Source organism: uncultured Amaricoccus sp. (genome assembly GCF_937891315.1).
In the GTDB taxonomy this organism is placed as follows: domain Bacteria; phylum Pseudomonadota; class Alphaproteobacteria; order Rhodobacterales; family Rhodobacteraceae; genus Amaricoccus.
This window is the reverse complement of the sequence record NZ_CALAGI010000140.1, coordinates 63102-81646: the sequence shown is the minus strand read 5'-3', so window position 1 is coordinate 81646 and position 18545 is coordinate 63102. Positions and strand designations below refer to the sequence as shown.

20 protein-coding genes are annotated in these 18545 nt (G+C 69.0%); 9 read left to right on the top strand and 11 right to left on the bottom strand.

The annotated features are described in order from the left end of the window. From Q0480_RS13600 to Q0480_RS13555, 10 genes are all read right to left on the bottom strand, one after another. The coding region (locus Q0480_RS13600; protein WP_299133711.1) for an NAD(P)(+) transhydrogenase (Re/Si-specific) subunit beta at positions 1-736 on the bottom strand (736 nt) is incomplete at its 3' end. Between the two features lie 15 nt (positions 737-751). Further along, positions 752-2317, bottom strand: coding sequence for a Re/Si-specific NAD(P)(+) transhydrogenase subunit alpha (locus Q0480_RS13595; protein WP_299133710.1), 1566 nt, complete (start codon positions 2315-2317; stop codon positions 752-754). Positions 2318-2811: 494 nt separating this feature from the next. Further along, positions 2812-3156, bottom strand: coding sequence for a monovalent cation/H(+) antiporter subunit G (mnhG, locus tag Q0480_RS13590; protein WP_299133709.1), 345 nt, complete (start codon positions 3154-3156; stop codon positions 2812-2814). Further along, the gene (locus Q0480_RS13585) at positions 3153-3464 is read right to left on the bottom strand and encodes a monovalent cation/H+ antiporter complex subunit F (protein ID WP_299133708.1); all 312 of its coding nucleotides are present in this window, start codon (positions 3462-3464) and stop codon (positions 3153-3155) included. The genes mnhG and Q0480_RS13585 overlap by 4 nt, the downstream gene beginning before the upstream one ends. After that, entirely contained in the window at positions 3461-3793 is a 333-nt protein-coding gene (locus tag Q0480_RS13580) for a Na+/H+ antiporter subunit E (RefSeq protein WP_299133707.1), read from the bottom strand. The genes Q0480_RS13585 and Q0480_RS13580 overlap by 4 nt, the downstream gene beginning before the upstream one ends. Then, positions 3790-5268: a proton-conducting transporter membrane subunit gene (locus Q0480_RS13575; protein ID WP_299133706.1), complete on the bottom strand. Its 1479-nt coding sequence runs from the start codon at positions 5266-5268 to the stop codon at positions 3790-3792. Before Q0480_RS13575 ends, Q0480_RS13580 begins: the two co-directional genes overlap by 4 nt. Continuing rightward, positions 5268-5627 carry an NADH-quinone oxidoreductase subunit K gene (locus Q0480_RS13570; RefSeq protein WP_299133705.1) on the bottom strand — a complete coding sequence of 120 codons (360 nt, stop codon included), beginning with the start codon at positions 5625-5627 and terminating at the stop codon, positions 5268-5270. The genes Q0480_RS13575 and Q0480_RS13570 overlap by 1 nt, the downstream gene beginning before the upstream one ends. Next, on the bottom strand, positions 5627-6073 hold the full coding sequence (locus Q0480_RS13565; RefSeq protein ID WP_299133703.1) for an MnhB domain-containing protein: 447 nt from the start codon (positions 6071-6073) through the stop codon (positions 5627-5629). The genes Q0480_RS13570 and Q0480_RS13565 overlap by 1 nt, the downstream gene beginning before the upstream one ends. After that, complete coding sequence (gene mbhE / locus Q0480_RS13560; protein WP_299133702.1) at positions 6070-8301, bottom strand: hydrogen gas-evolving membrane-bound hydrogenase subunit E; 2232 nt, start codon at positions 8299-8301, stop codon at positions 6070-6072. Before mbhE ends, Q0480_RS13565 begins: the two co-directional genes overlap by 4 nt. A 77-nt stretch (positions 8302-8378) precedes the next feature. After that, the gene (locus Q0480_RS13555; RefSeq protein ID WP_299133700.1) at positions 8379-8681 is read right to left on the bottom strand and encodes a ribbon-helix-helix domain-containing protein; all 303 of its coding nucleotides are present in this window, start codon (positions 8679-8681) and stop codon (positions 8379-8381) included. A 154-nt stretch (positions 8682-8835) separates the two neighbouring features. Between Q0480_RS13555 and Q0480_RS13550 the strand changes: the two genes are divergently transcribed. The 9 genes from Q0480_RS13550 to Q0480_RS13510 all read left to right on the top strand — a co-directional run bounded on the left by Q0480_RS13550 (position 8836) and on the right by Q0480_RS13510 (position 17264). Next, on the top strand, positions 8836-9231 hold the full coding sequence (locus tag Q0480_RS13550; protein WP_299133698.1) for a VOC family protein: 396 nt from the start codon (positions 8836-8838) through the stop codon (positions 9229-9231). Between the two features lie 46 nt (positions 9232-9277). Then, entirely contained in the window at positions 9278-9799 is a 522-nt protein-coding gene (locus tag Q0480_RS13545) for a Twin-arginine translocation pathway signal (RefSeq protein ID WP_299133697.1), read from the top strand. Between the two features lie 13 nt (positions 9800-9812). After that, entirely contained in the window at positions 9813-11384 is a 1572-nt protein-coding gene (locus Q0480_RS13540) for a GMC family oxidoreductase (RefSeq protein ID WP_299133696.1), read from the top strand. Positions 11385-11576: 192 nt separating this feature from the next. Then, on the top strand, positions 11577-12671 hold the full coding sequence (locus Q0480_RS13535) for a calcium-binding protein (RefSeq protein WP_299133694.1): 1095 nt from the start codon (positions 11577-11579) through the stop codon (positions 12669-12671). Positions 12672-12700: 29 nt separating this feature from the next. Next, positions 12701-14029: a calcium-binding protein gene (locus Q0480_RS13530; protein ID WP_299133693.1), complete on the top strand. Its 1329-nt coding sequence runs from the start codon at positions 12701-12703 to the stop codon at positions 14027-14029. A 60-nt stretch (positions 14030-14089) separates the two neighbouring features. Beyond that, positions 14090-14698, top strand: coding sequence for a CoA pyrophosphatase (locus tag Q0480_RS13525; RefSeq protein WP_299133692.1), 609 nt, complete (start codon positions 14090-14092; stop codon positions 14696-14698). Continuing rightward, complete coding sequence (locus Q0480_RS13520) at positions 14695-15855, top strand: CCA tRNA nucleotidyltransferase (RefSeq protein ID WP_299133691.1); 1161 nt, start codon at positions 14695-14697, stop codon at positions 15853-15855. The genes Q0480_RS13525 and Q0480_RS13520 overlap by 4 nt, the downstream gene beginning before the upstream one ends. A 65-nt stretch (positions 15856-15920) precedes the next feature. Further along, complete coding sequence (locus tag Q0480_RS13515; RefSeq protein ID WP_299133689.1) at positions 15921-16550, top strand: hypothetical protein; 630 nt, start codon at positions 15921-15923, stop codon at positions 16548-16550. A 72-nt stretch (positions 16551-16622) separates the two neighbouring features. Then, positions 16623-17264, top strand: a complete 642-nt coding sequence (locus tag Q0480_RS13510; protein ID WP_299133687.1) for a hypothetical protein — start codon at positions 16623-16625, stop codon at positions 17262-17264. A gap of 13 nt (positions 17265-17277) precedes the next feature. On the opposite strand, the gene Q0480_RS13505 is transcribed toward Q0480_RS13510, so the two are convergent. Then, a complete protein-coding gene (locus Q0480_RS13505; RefSeq protein WP_299133686.1) occupies positions 17278-18543 on the bottom strand; it encodes a DegT/DnrJ/EryC1/StrS aminotransferase family protein in 1266 nt (421 codons plus the stop codon). Positions 18544-18545: the final 2 nt, after the last annotated feature.

Here is an 18545-nt window from a genome sequence, read left to right as displayed (position 1 = left end):
CCGCCCAGCCCGAGTAGCTGTTCAGCATCGAGATCACCACCGGCATGTCGGCGCCGCCGATCGCCATGATCAGGTGCCAGCCGATGCCGCCGGCGATCACCGCGACGAGGATCATGGTCCAGACGCCGGCGCCGTTGGCATAGAGCACGCCGAGCAACAGGCAGAGCAGGCCGGCGCCGATATTGATCGCGTGCCGACCCGGCAGGGTCAGCGCCTTGGACGGCACCTTTCCGGCGAGCTTGCCATAGGCGACGATCGAACCGGTGAAGGTGATCGCACCGATCAGGATGCCGAGAAACACCTCGACCCGCATGATCGAGAGCTCGACCGGCGCCTTGTGCGCCAGCGTCGCCGCGAAGCCTCGCAGATGCTCGGCCGTGCCGTCACGCAGCGCGCGGGCGGCGCGACCGGCCTCGAGATCGGCGTTGAGGCCGATGAAGACCGCGGCGAGGCCGACGAGGCTGTGAAAACCGGCGACCAGCTCCGGCATCTGCGTCATCTGCACGCGCTGGGCCACGATGGCGCCCACGCCGCCGCCGAGCGCGATCATGATCAGGATCAGCCAGGTGGCGCTGACCCCCGGCCCGAGGATCGTCGCCACGACGGCGAGCGCCATGCCGATGATGCCGAACCAGATGGCGCGCTTGGCCTTCTCCTGATTGGAGAGCCCGCCGAGTGCGAGGATGAAAAGGACCGCCGCCGCGATATAGGCGGCCGTGACCAGACCGGAATGCATGTGCTCTCTCCCCGCTCAGCTCTTCTGGAACATCGCCAGCATCCGGCGCGTCACGAGAAACCCGCCGAAGATGTTGACCGACGCCATCAGGATCGACAGCGCGGCGAGAATGGTGACGATCCAGCTCGTCGATCCGACCTGCAGCAGCGCGCCGAGGATGATGATCGACGAGATGGCGTTGGTGATCGCCATCAGCGGAGTGTGCAGCGCGTGCGCGACGTTCCAGATCACCTGGAAGCCGACGAAGACGCTGAGAACGAAGACGATGAGATGCTCCATGAGGCTCGGCGGGGCCACGCTGCCGATGAGCAGCATGACAATGGCGCCGGACACCAACATCCAGGTCTGGCGGTTGCCGGCGGATTTCAGCTCGGCGATCTCGCGCGCGGCCTTGGCCTCCGCGGTTTCCTCGACCTTCTTCGGCTGCTGCTTGGCGATCGCCTGCACCTTGGGCGGTGGCGGCGGGAAGGTCGTCACCCCGCCGTTGGTCACCGTCGCGCCGCGGATGACGTCGTCCTCCATATTGACCACCGGGACGCCGTCCTTGGCCGGCGTCAGGTCGTCCATCATATGGCGGATATTGGTGGAATAGAGTGTCGAGGCCTGGGTGGCCATGCGGCTCGGGAAATCGGTAAAGCCGACGACGCGGACGCCGTTCGGGCTTTCCACGACCTGGTCCGGCACGGTGAGATCGCAGTTGCCGCCACGCTCGGCGGCGAGGTCGATCACGACCGATCCGGACTTCATCGCCGCGACCATGTCCGCGGTCCAGAGCTTCGGAGCCGGGCGGCCGGGGATCAGCGCGGTCGTGATGACGATGTCGATCTCGGGTGCCAGCTCGAGAAATTTTGCCAGCTGCTTCTCGCGAAACTCAGGCGAGGAGGGCGCGGCGTAACCGCCGGTGGCGGCGCCGTCCTGAGCTTCCTCGAAATCGAGATAGACGAACTCGGCGCCCATCGATTCAATCTGTTCGGCGACTTCCGGCCGCACGTCGAAGGCGTAGGTGATGGCGCCGAGCGAGGTCGCGGTGCCGATCGCGGCGAGCCCGGCGACGCCGGCGCCGATCACCAGCACCTTGGCCGGGGGAACCTTGCCGGCGGCGGTGATCTGGCCGGTGAAGAAGCGGCCGAAATTGTTGCCGGCCTCGATCACCGCGCGATAGCCGGCGATATTGGCCATCGAGGACAGCGCGTCCATCTTCTGCGCCCGGCTGATGCGCGGCACCATGTCCATGGCGAGCGTCGTCACGCTCCGCGCCCGCAGAGATTCGAGGAGCTCGGTGTTCTGGGCGGGATAGAGGAATGAGATGACGATCTGGCCCGGCCGGGTCAGCGCCACTTCCGACGGCTCGGGCGGGCGCACCTTGGCGACGATGTCGGCGCGGGCCCAAAGCTCGGCGGCGCTCGGCAGCACCTCGACGCCGACGGCGCGGTAGGCTTCGTCCGAAAAGCGCGCCGCCGCGCCAGCTCCCGCCTCGATCGCGCAGGAATAGCCCAGCTTGCCGAGGGCGACCGCCGATTGCGGCGTCAGCGCCACCCGCTTCTCACCCTCGAAAACTTCCCTCGGAGCCCCGATGATCAACGACCTTCCCTCCTCGTCCCGCGTGGGTTATGCGCCCGGGCGCCCGCGCCCGGCGATCGTTAACGCTTCGTGCTTGTAGGTTTGCCCATTCGCTGTGTCAAACGGTCCATGGTCGCGCGCCACGCGGGGGGCGGCAATGGCACCGCCGGCGAAAGTCCCGGCCCGCCGGACCGGGACGGGTCGGCTCCCGCGGAGCGCGCGCAGCCCTTGGGCCCGGCGGCCGCTGCGCGGCCGCCAAAGGAGCGGCCTGTTGGCCGCGAGTCCTTTTTTCTCCCCGCCCTTTGGCGGGGCCCCTCGTCCTGCCCGATAGGAATTCTGCCAATATGAAACTGGAAGAGGGCCCAGGGGCGGCGTGATCTCACAGGGCTTCCGGCGCACTGGAAGGCTGAGCCCCGGGTCAGCATTAGGGGCTCAGCTCCGGGTCAGGGCGTCGCAAATCCGGTCCCGGCCTGGCTGGCGGCGACCCGCTGGAGCGGGCAATTCGGCGGGTGGGTTCAAGTTTCATCCGCGGATTGGCGGAAACGGTCCACCCCCGGGTCGGAGCCTGTGCCGGGCTTGGTCGGCGCGCCCGCCCGGAAGGCGGCGCGGCCGATGAGATGGGCGCCGATCGGGGCGGTGGCGATCATGAAGACGAAGACGATCAGCGGTTCGATCATCTGGCCCCAGCCATCGGCGCGCAGCGTCGCGGCGAGGCAGATGAGCGCGAGGCCGAGGGTGCCGGCCTTGGTCGCGGCGTGCATCCGGCAATAGACGTCGCCGAGCCGGACGACGCCGATCCCGGCCACGAGGCAGAAAAAGCCGCCGGCGAGCAGCAGGGCGGCGGCGATCCAGTCGATCATCGCGGCGGCTCCCGGTCGGGGCCGCCGGCACGGTCGATGTAGTTGGCGAAGGCGACGGTGGCGAGGAAGGAGATGAGCGCGAGGCCGATCGCGACGAAGATATAGGCCTCGACGCCGCTTGCCAGGCGGAAGACGACGAGAAACACCACGAGCAGCACCGAGATCATGTCGAGCGCCACTACCCGGTCGGCCAGCGTCGGCCCGACCAGCAGGCGCCAGGCCGCGGCGCCGAGCGCGCCGAAAAGGCAGAGCACGGTCAGTGCCAGCGCGACGCCGAGAACGCCGCCAACCTCGGTCCCGAGGATCATCGCCCGGTCACCCGCAGCACGCGCGGCTCGATCTCGTTCTGGATCCCGGCGCGGGTGCCGTCGCCGCTGTCGCCGGCGAGGAGGTCGTGGACGAGGAGGCAGTCGCGGCCCGGCCCGACATCGACGGTCAGCGTGCCGGGGGTAAGGGTGATATAGTTCGCGACGAGCGTGATGCCGGCGTCCGAGGTCGTCCGCAGCGGCACCAGCACGAAGCGGGGTCGGGTCGCGTCGCGCGGGGCGAGCACGGCCCGCGCCACCGCGACGCTCGACCGCGCGAGATCCCAGAGAAACCAGCCGGCGAGCTGGACGGCGTGGTAGAGGCGGATCATCGGGGTCCTCCCAGCACGGCGGCGATATAGGCGGCGGGGTCGACGAGGCCGGCCGCGACCCCCGCCGCCGCGTCGATGAACGGTCCCGCCTCGAGCCCGATCAAGGTGACGAGCCCGGCGAGGAGCAGCAGGATGGCCCAGATGGTGGCCGGCAGCCGCGTCGGCGATGGCGCCTCGCGCGCGGGCTTCCAGAAGAGTTCGGACCAGACCCGCGCGATTGCGAAAAGCGTCAGCAGTCCGACGACGAGGATCAGCGCGGTGAGCGCGCCCGCGCCGATCTCGAGCGTCGCCCGGACCAGGATGAGCTTGCCCCAGAAGCCGGCGAAGGGCGGCACCCCGGCCAGTGACAGCGCCGGCAACAGGAACAGCGCGGCGAACCAGGGATGCGCGCGCCAGAGGCCGCCCGTCCGGCCGAAGCTCTCCGCGCCGGCGAGCCGGGCCGCCGCGCCGGCCGCGAGATAGAGATTGGCCTTCACGATGACATCCTGGAACAGCGAATAGACCGCGCCCAGCATGGCGAGCGGCGTGTGCAGCGCGAGCCCGAGAATCATGTAGCCGATCGAGGAGATGATGGTGAAATTCAGCACCCGCCGCGGGCTGTCCTGTGCCAGCGCGCCGAAGGCGCCGACGATCATGGTCAGCGCGGCGCCCCAGAGCAGCGTCGTCTGGATCGCCGTGTCCTCGATCGGAAAGACCAGAGTGAACACCCGGATCAGCGAATAGACCCCGACCTTGGTGAGCAGCGCGGCGAACAGCGCCGAACTGGTGAAGGACGGCGTGTGATAGGAGGCCGGCAGCCAGAAGAACGCCGGGAACAGCGCCGCCTTGGAGCCGAAGGCGAAGATCAGGAACGCGGCCGGGACGAGGATCGCGGTCTCGCCACCGCGCCCCTGCAGCCGCTGGTGCAGGTCGGCCATGTTGAGCGCGCCGGTCGTGCCATAGAGCAGCCCGACGCCGGAGATGAAGGCGACGGTCGCAATCAGGTTGAGCCCGGCGTATTTCATCGCCCCGTCAAGCGCGGCCGGCCCGCCGCCGATCACCAGCAGGCCGAAGGAGGAGATCAGCATCACCTCGAACCAGACATACATGTTGAAGATGTCGCCGGTCAGGAAGGCGCCGCAGAGCCCGGCGAGCAGCGCGTTGGTCAGCGGGTGATGCCCGGCCCGCGTCTCGGTTTTCGTCACGTCGGTGAAGCCGAACACCGTGGTCACCACCGCGACGATCCCGACGAGCAGCACCATGGTCGCGGAGAGCCCGTCGGCGACCATGGTGATCCCGAAAGGCGCGACCCAGCCGCCGGCCTGTTCGGCGAAGGGGCCGGACACGATCACGCGGGCGAGGATCCGCGCCGCGACCGCGAGCAGGACGAGGGCGCCGAGGAGCGAGAGTCCCCGCTGCGCCGCGCCGGAGCGGTGGCAGAGCAGGCACGCGACGGCGATCAGGAACGGAATGACCAGCGGCCAGAAAAGCAGCATCAGTCTCGCGCCTCGGCCGGTTCGGCCATCCGTGCCTCGTCCATCTCGATGGTGCCGAGCACGTGGTAGGAGCGGTAGGCGAGGGTCAGTGCGAAGACGAGGAGGCCGAAGCCGATCACGATCGCCGTCAGGATCAGCGCCTGGGGCAGCGGGTTCGCCGCGCCGGTGATCGTCGTCGCGTCGGCCGGCACCAGCGGCGGCCGCGCATAGGTCAGGCGGCCGACGGCGAAGATGATCATGTTCGCGGCGTTCGAGATCATGGTCAGGCCGAAGAGATAGGGCAGGGTCCGTCCGCCCATCATCAGATAGGCGCCGGCGGCGACGAGAAGACCCGCGAGGATCGACAGCGGGACTTCCATCAATCGTCCCCGTCCTGCTCGACGACGCTCTCCTCGAGGGTGAAGAGGATGCCGCAGACGGTGCCGAGCACCACGAGATAGACGCCGAAGTCGAAGAGCATGATCGAGCCGAAGGGCAGGCCGGACTTGTGGCCTTCCGCGTCGAACGTCACGAACGGCCAGACGCCCTTGAGGAAATAGCCGTATTCGAGCCCGCCCCAGAGCCCCGCGACGAGGGCGCAGCCGAGGCCGAAGGCGGCGAGCGATCGGGGGTCGAACCAGAGCGCCCGGCGGGCGCGGACCACGCCCTCGGCCTTTTCGAGCAGGGCGAAGGCGCTCGCCGCGAGCAGGCCGCCGATGAATCCACCGCCCGGCTGGTTATGCCCGCGCCAGAAGATGAAGACCGACAGCGCGAGGATCGCCGGAATGAGCGCGCGCGCCGCGGTGCTGAGGATCAGCGATCTCATTTCGCCGCCCTCCGCCCGGCGCGCAGCGCGGCGATCGCGGCCACCCCGGCGATCACGATGACCGAGATCTCGCCCATCGTGTCAAAGCCGCGGAAATCGACCAGGATCACGTTGACGATGTTGTGCCCAAGCGCCACCGGAGCGCTTTTCTCCTCGAAGAAGCGCGACATGAAGGGATCGAGCGGCGTGCTCAGCACCGCCAGCGCCGACAGCGTCACGCCGAGGCCGAGCAGGATGGCGACCGCCGCGTTGCCGGCGTGAAACCGCGGTGGGCCCATGCGCGGCAGCCGCGCCATGGCGATGGCGAGGAACACCACGACCAGAACCTCGACGAAGAGCTGGGTCATGGCGACGTCGATCGCGCCATAGAGCACGAAGATGATGGCGATCCCGGCGCCGACCCCGCCGAGCGCGCAGATCGCCGTCAGTCGGGACGAGGTTCGCAGCACGGCCACGATCGAGGCGCAGATGAGCGCCAGCACCGCCCAGTCGACGAGGCTCGTCGCTCCGGCCATCGGCCGCGGCATCGCGCCGCCGATGACCAGCGCGCCCCAGATCAGCGCGGCGAAGAGGAGGAAGGTCGTCCGCAGGTAGCTCGTCATCCGCCCGTTCTGCACCGCCCCGGTCAGCGCGGCGGCGAAGGCGAGGCAGCCGGCCAGCGCCGCGTCGTACCAGCCCTCGGTCCGGGGCAGGCGCGGCTCGGCGGTGGCGAGGGCGTCGCGCAGACGGTCGAGATTGGCATAGAGGAGACCGCCGAGGGCGAAGGTAGCGAGGCTGAGCAGGAACGCGGCGTTGATCCCGTGCCAGAGTTCGAGCTCGACCGGCATCGGCCCGCCGGTGACCGCGCGCGTCATCGGCGCGACGAGGGCATGGCCGATCACCCCCGGAAAAAGGCCGAAGGCGAGGCCCAGCGCCGCGAGCGCCGACGGCCCGAGCCAGAGGCCCCAGCCGGGATCCGCCGGTTGCGCCCGGGGACTCGTCCGCCTGCCGAGGAACGGGCGGAGTGTCACCACGGCGGCGCAGGCGACCATCGCCGCGTTGGCGAGCAGGGCGGCGACGGTGACGGCGCCCGTCGTACCCTGATAGATCACCTCCTTGCCGACGAAGCCGAACATCGGCGGGAAACCGGCCATCGACAGGGCCGCGAGGCCAGCCACCGCCGCCGTCAGCGGCATCGCCCCGGCGAGCCCCCCGACGGCCGGATAGTCGCGCGACCCGGCGCCCTTCTCGATCATGCCGACCGCGAGAAACAGCGCCGCCTTGTAGAAGGCATGCACCAGCAGGAAGGTCATCGCCGCCGCGACCGCCACCGGCGTGGAGGTGCCGAGCAGCATGGTCATCAGGCCGAGCGCCATCACCGTGGTGTAGGCGAGCAGGAGCTTCATGTCCGTCTGGCGCACCGCCCAGATCGAAGCGAGCAGCATGGTGAACCCGCCGACCGGCGTCAGCACCGAGATCCAGAGGTCGGTGCCGCCGAGCGACGGGCTGAGCCGCGCCATCAGATAGACGCCGGCCTTCACCATGGTGGCGGAATGCAGATAGGCGCTGACCGGCGTCGGCGCCGCCATCGCGCCGGGCAACCAGAACTGGAAGGGGAACTGCGCCGACTTGGTGAAGCAGCCGAGGATGACGAGCGCGAAGATCGCGGGATAGAGCGCATGGTCGCGGAAGAGATCGCCGGCCGCGTTCATCGCCGACAGCCGGTAGCCGCCCGCGACGCCGCCCATCAGCAGCAGTCCGGCGAGCAGCGCCAGCCCGCCGGCGCCGGTGATGAGCAGTGCCTGTAGCGCCGCCGCCCGCGCCGCCGGCCGTTCGTGGTCGAAGCCGACGAGGAGCCAGGAGGTGATCGTCGTCGCCTCCCAGAAGACGAAGAGCGTCACCGCGTCGTCGGCCGTGACGAGCCCGAGCATCGAGATCGCGAAGGCGACGAGAATGACGAGCAGCGACCCGAGCCGCGCATCGCCCCGGAAATAGGTGGCGGCGTAGAGAAAGCAGATCGCCCCGATCCCGCAGATCAGCAGCGCGAAGGCGAGCGCCAGCCCGTCGAGCCGGAACGCCGCCTCGATCCCGAGCGACGGCACCCAGGGCACCACCAGTTCCGGGGTCTCGCCCTGTGCGACCGGACCGAGGAAGCGGGCGAACCACAGCGTCCCGAGCGCGGCGAGGATGGCAGGGATCAGGCGCCAGGGGCCCGCGTCGCCCGTCGCAGAGGGGTGGTTATCGGCCAAGGAGCGCTCGCGTTTCAGGGCGAAGCGCTGCCCCGCCTCTCAGGAAAGCGCGCAGCTTAACCGGCGTGTCCGCTGAATCAACCCGCGTGGGCGAGCTCTCGCAATTCGGCCGCGTCCGCCCGGGCACCGCGCAGATAGAGCAGGCAACTCGTGCGCAGCATCGAGGCGAAGTTGCTGATCTCGCCCTGCGCCTCCAGCGCCTCGTCATAGAGCAGCGACAGGAATTTCGGCGTGCTGAGGCGCTGCTCCGCGGCCATCTCGTCGAGCAACGACCAGAAGGCGGCCTCGAGGCGGATCGAGGTGGAATGCCCCGCGATCCTCAACGACCGGCTCACCTGATCGTACCCCATTGGATCCTGCGCGGCGAACACGTGACACATGATGCGATCCTCCCCCGGAACTTAATTCCCAATATTGAGGCTCCCGCCCCGCCGGACAAGTGTTCGAAGGTGGTACGTGGTAGCGGGCTGCCACCACTCCGCGCCGATCCTGGGGAATGCTTGACCGAAACCCAACTTCCCCGGGGAGGCGACCTTGGCCAAGGCCATCCATTCCATGATCCGCGTGCTCGACGAGGAGCGCTCGCTCAATTTCTATCGCGTGGCCTTCGGGCTCGAAATCGCCGATCGGCTGGATTTCGAGACTTTCACCCTTGTCTATCTGCGCAATGCCGAGAACGACTTCGAGATCGAGCTCACCATCAACAAGGGCCGGACCGAGCCCTATGCGCTCGGCGACGGCTACGGCCATCTCGCGGTCGCCGTCGATGATCTCGAGGCCGAACATACCCGGTTCGAGGCGGCGGGCTTCGCGCCGCGCAAGATCGTCGCCTTCGCACCCGCCGGTGAGGTGATCGCGCAATTTTTCTTCGTGGCCGACCCCGATGGCTACCAGATCGAGGTTCTGCGACGAGGCGGACGCTACATCTAGGCGCCGCCATGACTGCCAGCAAAAAAGCAAGCAACGGGAGGAGAACATGACAGACCTGAGGTCGAGCGGCCTGACGCGACGGGCGCTGCTCGCGCGCGCCGCCGTCGTCGGCGCCGCCTTTTCGATCGGCTCGGGCTTCGTCGCCAGCCGCGACGCCGCCTGGGCGCTCGAAGTGACGAACCTGAAGCCCGCGACCATGGCGACTTTGATCCAGATGGCGCGCGACATCTATCCGCACGACAAGATCGCGGACAATTTCTACGCCGTCGCGGTCAAGGGCTATGACACGCCCGAGCTCGCCGAGGCGACCGAGGCCGGCATCGCCGCGCTCGACGCCGCCGCTCTGGGCGCGGGATATGCGAACTATCTCGCCGTCCCGTGGGAGGCGGAACGCGTCGAAATCCTGCGTGGCATGGAGCATGGCGCATTCTTCCAGACCGTTCGCGGTGGCCTCGTTACCGGCCTCTACAACCAGAAGGAGGTGTGGCCGATCTTCGGCTATCAGGGCGAGAGCTATAGCCAGGGCGGCTATATCAATCGCGGCTTCGACGACATCAGCTGGCTCTGAGGGGGAACGAGAGATGGTCGCGAAGTTCGATCTCGATGACGACAGCGTGGTGGTGATCGTCGGCTCCGGCGCCGGCGGCGGCGTGCTGGCGAACGAGCTGGCCCAGAAGGGCATCAAGGTGGTCTCGATCGAGGCCGGCGGGCGCTACCTGCCCGAGGATTACCTCAACGACGAATGGGCGAGCTTCACCCAGCTTGCCTGGACCGACATGCGCACGACTTCCGGCGACTGGCGGGTGGCGAAGAACTTTCCGAACTTGCCCACCTGGATCGTGAAGGCGGTGGGCGGCACCTCGATCCACTGGGCGGGTGCCAGCCTGCGGTTCCAGGACTATGAGTGGAAGGCGAAGTCCACCTACGGCGCGATCGCGGACGCGAACCTGCTCGACTGGCCGATCGACTCCGCCGAGATGGAGCCGTGGTACGCCAAGGCCGAGCACAAGCTCGGGGTCACGCGCACCGAGGACCGGCCCGGACTGCCCGGGAACAACAACTACAAGGTGTTCGAGGCCGGCGCCAAGGCCATCGGCTACAAGGACGTGAACACCGGGCGGATGGCGATCAACAGCATTGATTTCGACGATCGGATGCCGTGCCAGCAGACCGGCTTCTGCTTCCAGGGCTGCAAGTGGGGCGCCAAATGGTCGGCCGCCTATACCGATGTGCCGCGCGGCGAGGCGACGGGCAATCTCGAAGTCCGGTCGGGCTGCTTCGCGCTCCAGATCGAGCATGACGACAAGGGCAAGGCCACCGGCGTCGTCTATGTGGACGCTGACGGCAAGCAGCAGCGGCAGAAGGCGCGGATCGTCTCGGTCGCCTGCAACTCCATCGAGAGCCCGCGGCTCCTGCTCAACTCCGCCTCGTCGATGTTCCCGGACGGAATGGCGAATTCCTCCGGTCAGGTCGGCCGCAACTACATGCGCCACACGACCGGATCGGTCTACGCGGTCTTCGACAAGCCGGTGAGCATGTGGCGCGGAACGGTGATGGCGGGCTATATCGGCGATGAGCGGCGTCACGACCCGTCCCGCGGCTTCTCCGGCGGGTTCGAGTTCGAGACCCTGTCGCTCGGCCTGCCATTCATGGCGGCCTTCCTCGACCCCGGCGCCTGGGGGCGGGAGTTCACTTCCGCGCTCGACAGCTACGAGAACATGGCCGGGCTCTGGATCGTCGGCGAGGACATGCCGCGCGAGACCAACCGTGTCACGCTCAACACCGAGGTGAAGGACGCGAACGGCCTGCCCGTGCCGAATGTGCATTTCGACGACCATCCGAACGACGAGGCGATGCGCGCCTACGCCTACCGCAAAGGCGAGGAGATGTATCGCGCGGTCGGCGCCACACGTGTCTTCCCGACGCCGCCCTATCCCTCGACCCACAATCTCGGCACCAACCGGATGAGCGAGAACCCGAGGGATGGCGTCGTGGACCGGAACGGCCAGAGCCACGATGTGCCGAATCTCTTCGTCTCGGATGGCAGCCAGTTCACCACCGGCGCGGCGGAAAATCCGACCCTGACCATCGTCGCGCTCGCCATCCGGCAGGCAGACCATATCGCCAAGGCGATGAGCGGCGGCACCATCTGATCCGACACGGCCGGGCGCGGCCTCCTCCCCCGCGCCCGGCCGCGCGCTGGCCCGTGACCAGACGCGGGCCAGCGGCCTTCGGCCTTTGACCGGCATTTGAGCCAAGGCCGCCGCGGTTTTCCCCGCCGCGTTTACTTCTCGTTCAGGTCCGGGATGGCCTCATGCTCGCGGGGGCATGCCGGGGGGCGACGCATGGCGACGACGGGACGTATTCGGGTCGAGAACCGCGGGCCGGACGATACGCTGCGCATTGGCGGCGTCGGCGATTCCTACATCGTCGACGAGATCGGCAACGACACGCTGATCGGCGGTCTCGGCGATGACAGCCTGTTCGGTGGCGAGGGCTCCAACCTGCTGATCGGCCAGGACGGCCATGACTTTCTCGACGGCCGCTGGTCCAGCCTGCATCCGGGCATCACCCCGACCGACGCCTGGATCGCCGCGAAGCGCCTCGCCTCCGACGAGATGTGGGGCGGCGAGGGCGATGATCGGCTTCACGGCTCCTACGGCCACGACCGGCTGTATGGCGGTCCGGGCGACGACCTGCTGAGCGGCGAGGACGGCGACGACCAGCTCGACGGTGATTTCGGCAACGACCTGCTGCTCGGCGGCGCGGGGGACGATTTCATGGCCGGGATGCTCGGCGACGATACGCTGGAGGGCGGGCTCGGCGACGACCTCGCGGACGGCGGGGATGGCCGCGACAGCGTCTCTGGCGGCAACGGCGATGACACACTGCGCGGCTGGGACGGGCGCGACACGCTGGACGGTGGCGCGGGCGACGACCTGATCGAGGCCGGCGCCGGCAATGACAAGGTCGAAGGCGGCGGCGGTGACGACGAGATCCTGCTGGGCGACGGGGACGATTTCGTCGGCGCCAGGGTCGATTTCGGCCGTGGCGACGACCGGATCCTGGGCGAGCGTGGCGACGACTGGATGCACGGCGGCCGGGGGCGCGACACGCTCGACGGCGGCGCGGGCGACGACCGGCTGAACGGCGGCGCCAGCGACGACACCCTGACCGGCGGCGCGGGCGCGGACCTGTTCGAAATCCGCGGCTCCTACGGCGCCGAGACCATTACCGACTTCGGCGCGGGCGACCGGCTCCATATCGGCCAGGGCATCAATGGCCTCGGGACGCTCGACGCCGAGGTCATCCTGGCGCGGACGCGGTTTCTGGAGAGCGGGGCCGTGATCGACCTCGGCGAAGGCAATTCCGTCACCCTGCTCGGCCTCGACGAGGCGGAACTCGGCGACCTGTTCGAAAACGGCCTCGGTTTCATCTGACCGCGCGCCCACTGGGGGAAGGAACACGCATGCCTTTCAATTACATCAATGGGACGCGCGCCGCCGAATGGCTGGTCGGTACCGATGCCGCTGACTTCATCCAGTCGCTCGAAGGCGCGGACCATGTCCTCGGGGGTGGTGGCAGCGACTCGATCCACGGCGGAACCGGAAACGACACGCTTGACGGCGGCCCCGGTCAGGACACGCTGTTTGGAGGCGTCGGCGACGACAAGCTGATCGGCGGGGCAGGCGACGACGAACTGATCGGCGGCGAGGGCTCCGACCTCCTGCTCGGCGGCGATGGCAACGACGTGATCCGCATGGGCGACGGTTTCGACACGGTCTATGCCGGCGCGGGCAACGATCGGATCCTGTTCGGAGGCCAGCCCTCGGTCGGCCCGATCTTCGGCGAGGATGGTGACGACTACATCGATGGCCGCGTCCCCTACTGGTACTATTACGCCAATGTTCAGACATCGCCCCTGTCGATCGACGGCGGCGCTGGCAACGACACGATCTTCGGCGGCGTCCACGCTGACACGATCCAGGGGGGCACCGGCGACGACCTCATCGACGCCGGTGCCGGCCGCAACCTCGTGTACGGCGGCGGCGGCAACGACATCCTGATCGGAACGCAGGGCGCGGATTCGCTCTATGGCGGCGATGGGGACGATACGCTGGTTGGCGGGGCTGGCGACTATACCCGGAGTTCGGTGTTCGATGGCGGCAACGGCGACGACTACCTGCGCGGCGGCTCGGCGGCCGAGAGGCTGTACGGCGGCAATGGCGACGACACCATCCTCGGCGGCAGCTACTATTTCGAGGGCGACACGATCGAAGGCGGTCATGGCGACGACGTGATCATCGCGGGCGGCGGCCGCGACTATGTCGACGGCGGCGGCGGCGGCGATGTGATCCATCTCGGCGCGGGTGACGACGTCGCGCGGGCGGCTGCGGACTTCGGCCGGGGGGACGATCAGATTTTCGGCGAGGACGGCGCCGACCATATCCGCGGCGGCCGCGGGCGCGACACGCTCGATGGCGGCGATGGCGACGATGTGCTGGACGGTGGCGCCCATGACGACCTGCTGACCGGCGGCGCCGGCGCGGATGCCTTCGTGATCCGCAGCGCGCACGGGATCGACACCATCACCGACTTTGGCGCGGGGGACGAGTTGCGGATCTCGGCAAACGTGAACGGCCTTCGCCTCGAGAGCGCCGCCGATCTCGCGGCGCGCATCTCGTTCGAGGAGGACGGCGCCTGGATCGACCTCGGCGGAGGCAACGGCGTTCGTCTGCTCGGCCTCGGCACCGAGGATCTCGGGCAGCTCGTCGGCGAAGGGATCGCGCTGATCTGATCGCGCCTCGATTGGGCCGGCCCCCTTGCACGAGGGCGGGGGCCGGTCCATCTAGGCGCGATGGATCGGCATTGCCTGAACGTCACGCGGATCGCGGCGGCATTGCGCGCGCCGTCGATCGGAACCTCGGATTTCGACCTCAATCCGGCGGCGCGGCCGTCCGGCCCCTTTGAGTTGCGTCCCGCCTCCGTTCTGGTGCCGCTGATCGAGCGTGGCGCCGGGATCAACATCATCCTCACCCGCCGTGCCGCGCATCTGCGCCATCACCCCGGCCAGATCGCCTTTCCCGGCGGCCGCCAGGACCCGACCGACCCGACGCCGCTCGACGCCGCGCTGCGCGAGGCGCGCGAGGAGATCGGGCTCGCGCGGGAGCAGGTCACCATCCTCGGCGGCTTCGACACGCACGAGACGATCACCCGCTTTTCCGTCAGTCCCTTCGTCGGCCTCGTGGACGCGGATTTCACGCCCGTCATCGACCGGGCCGAGGTCGAGGAGGTGTTCGAGGCGCCACTCGCCTTCGTTCTCGATCCGGCCAACCGCCAGACCCACCGCCGCGCCTGGCCGGGCGGCTGGCGCCGGTATCAGGCGATCCCCTACGGACCGCACTATATCTGGGGTGCCACCGCGCGGATGCTGATCAGCCTCGGCGACAGGATGCGTGGCCTGTGACCCGCGTCACGGCGGACTGGCTGGCCGCGCCCGCGACCCGCGCCGTCTTCGCCCTGCTGACCGGCGCCGGCCATCAGGCGTTCTTCGTCGGCGGCTGTGTCCGCGACGCCCTGCTCGGCCTGCGCTCCGCCGACATCGACCTTGCGACGGACGCGTCGCCGGAAGTGGTGCTCGACCAGGCCGCCCGCGTCGGGGTTCGCGCCGTGCCGACGGGCCTCGCCCATGGCACGGTTACCCTCGTCATCGACGGCCGCGCCTTCGAGGTGACGACGTTTCGCCGCGACGTGGCGACCCATGGGCGCCACGCCACCGTCGCCTTCGGCACCGATATCGCCGAGGACGCGGCCCGGCGCGACTTCACCATGAACGCGCTCTATGCCCGGCCCGACGGCGAGGTGCTCGATCCACTCGGTGGCCTCCCCGATCTCCGCGCGCGTCGGGTTCGCTTCGTCGGTGATCCGGCCACCCGTATCGCCGAGGACTATCTCCGTCTCCTGCGTTTCTTTCGCTTTCACGCATGGTTCGGCGATCCGGAGGGCGGCCTCGATCCCGAGGCCCTCGCCGCCTGCGCCGCCGCGCAGGAGCATCTCGACCGCCTCTCGCGCGAGCGAGTCGGGGCCGAGACGCGCAAGCTCCTCGCCGCGCCCGATCCGGCGCCCGCGGTCGCGGCGATGGCGGCGACCGGCATTCTCGCGCGCTTGTTGCCTGGCGCCGATCCCGTGGCGCTCGCGCCCCTCGCCCATATCGAGGCGGCGGGCGGCCATGCCCCACGCTGGCAGCGCCGCCTCGCCGCGCTGGGCGACGCCGCCGATTGGGCCGCCGCGCTGCGCTTCTCGAAGCCCGAGCGCAAGGCGCTCGCCGCGATCGCCGCCGCCCTCGCCGAGCCTTCCTGCGCCGTCGCCGCCTATCGCCACGGCGCCGAGGCCGCCCGCGACGCCGGTCTGATCCGCGCGGCGACCCTCGGCGTCGCGCCGCCCGCGACGCTCGGCACCGAGATCGATCGCGGCGCCACCGCCCGCTTTCCGCTTCGCGCGGCGGATCTCGCCCTGCGCGGTCCGGCGCTGGGCGCCGGCCTGCGCCGGCTCGAAGCGGCCTGGATCGCCTCGGACTTCACCTTGACCCGCGACGATCTCCTCGGGCGCGTCACGGAGTCGTGAGTGGTCCGAGTGGACCACGACTCCTACCCTCAAGCCACAAGAACAATTTCAGGGAGAGAGATCCGATGCGCCTGACGACAGTCCATCTCGCCGCCCTCGCCCTTCTCGGCACCGCCGCGGTCGCCTCGGCCCAGAGCGGCGGCATGAGTTTCTTCGTCACCAGCGTTGGCCTCGGCGAAGGCGCCAATCTCGGTGGCCTCGCCGGAGCCGACGCCCATTGCGCCGCGCTGGCCGAGGCGACGGGCGTCACCGGCAAGGTCTGGGCCGCCTATCTCTCGACCTCGACGGTCGATGCGCGCGACCGGATCGGCACCGGGCCGTGGGTCAATGCCAAGGGCGAGACCATCGCCGCCGACGTCGCCACGCTGCATGGCGAGGGAAACAACCTCAGCAAGGAGACCGCGCTCGACGAGACCGGAGCGGTGGTCGCGGGGCGCGGCGACGATCCGAACGAGCATGACATGCTGACCGGCTCGCTCGCGGACGGGACCAAGGCGCCCCAGACCTGCGAGGACTGGACGAGCAGCGGACCCGATGGCGTCGCGATCGTCGGCCACCACGACCGCAAGGGCCCTGACACTCTGCCCACCGCGACATCGTGGAACGCCGCGCATCCGACCCGCGGCGGTTGCAGCCAGGAAGCGCTGCGCGGTACCGGTGGCGCCGGCCTGTTCTACTGCTTCGCGGTCGAGTGATCACGGATACGTGAGCGGCGGACCCGCCCCCGGCATGTAACCTCCGGTTGAGTTGTTCTCGTCGGAGGTCGCATGGGCCGCGCCGTTCCAATCGTCGCGATGGGGCTCGCCACCCTGGCCGGTGGGGTCGCGGCCTTTGTCCTGACCCGGGGACCGGATCCGGCGATGGGCTTCTTCATCACCAGCGTCGGCCTTGGCGACGGCGCCGATCTTGGCGGTCTCGCCGGGGCGGATGCGCATTGCGCCGCGCTGGCCGAGGCGGCGGGCGTGACCGGCAAGGTCTGGGCCGCCTATCTCTCGACTTCCACCGTCGATGCGCGCGACCGGATCGGCGCGGGGCCGTGGGTCAATGCCAGGGGCGAGACGATCGCCGCCGACCTCGCGACCCTGCATGGCCCCGGCAACCACGTGTCGCGGGCGACCGCGCTCGACGAGACCGGCGCGCGGATCAATGGTCGGGGCGAGGCGCCGCCGCTGCGGCACGATATCCTGACCGGCTCGCTGCCCGACGGCACCAGGGCGCCGCTGACCTGCGAGGACTGGACCAGCGATGGCGCGGGGGCGGCGATGGTCGGCCACCACGACGGTGCCGATCTCGAGGACAAGCCGAGCGAGAAATCCTGGAACTCGGCGCATCCCTCGAAGGGCTGCGGCTTGGCCGCGCTGCGCGAAAGCGGTGGGGACGGGCTTTTCTACTGCTTCGCGACGCGCTGACAGCGCGGGACCGTCAATGCCCCGCGCGAAATGGCTCAGCATACCAGCCGATGATCCCGCGGATCGCGGTGATCGCATCATCGACGTCGTCGTCGCTCATCACGGTCGAGAGCGGCATTGACAGGGTGTGCTCGCCGATCCAGGCCGCGTTCGGCAAATCCTCCGGCCTGAGCCCGAGCAGGTTCTGATAGTAGCCGAGCGTGTGGATCGCTTCGTAGTGGACGCCGACGCCGATATTCTCGGCCCGCATCGCGACCAGCAGATCATTGCGCGAGATGCCCGCCCGCGCCTCATCCACCTGCACGGTATAGAGGTGGTAGGCGAGCCGCGTGTCCGGCGCCGCCACCGGCGGCAGGACCAGCGGCAGTTCGGCGAGTGCCGCGTCATATTGCTCGGCGATCTCGCGGCGCCGGGTGAGCCGGCTCTCGACCATGGGCAACTGCGCCCGGCCCATGGCGGCGGCGATGTCGGTCAGGTTGTACTTCCACCCCGGCTCGACCACGTCGTAGCGCTTGAAGCCCGCGTTGGAATAGCGTTTCCAGGCGTCCGCGCTCTGGCCATGCAGGCTGAGCGTGCGGATCCGGGTCAGGCGTTCGGCGTCCTGGGCGACCACCATGCCGCCCTCTGCCGTCGTCATGTTCTTGGTGGCGTAGAAGCTGTAGCAGGCATAGGTGCCATAGGTACCGACCGGGCGGTCGCCGATTCGCGTCTCGATCGCATGGGCGCAATCCTCGATCACCGGAATGCCGCGCCGATCGGCGATGGCCATGATCGCCTCCATCTCGCAGGGCCGCCCGCACATATGCACGACGATGATCGCCTTGGTGCGCGGGGTGATCTTCGCCTCGATCTGCTCGGGAAGGATGCATTGGGTCGCGATGTCGCAATCGCAGAGCACCGGCGTCGCGCCGACGTGGCAGATGACATTGATCGTCGCACAGAAGGTCATCGCGGTCGAGATCACCTCGTCCCCCGGTCCGATGTCGAGCGCGAGCAGCGACAGATGCAACGCCGCCGTCGCCGAATTCACCGCCACGGCGCCACCGATTCGTGGCCCGAGGTAGGCGGCGAACTCGGCCTCGAACGCCTGGCAATGCGGTCCGGTACCGATCCAGCGGCTTCGCAGCACCTCGGTCACCGCGTCGATTTCCGGCTGGCCGATATCGGGCTGGCCGAAGACGAGAAAGCGGCTCTGGTCCCTGACCGGCGTACCACCATCGATCGCGGGGCGTCGGAGATCGGTGTCGATGCGGGCTTGGCCGCCGGAAGCCTTGACCATTC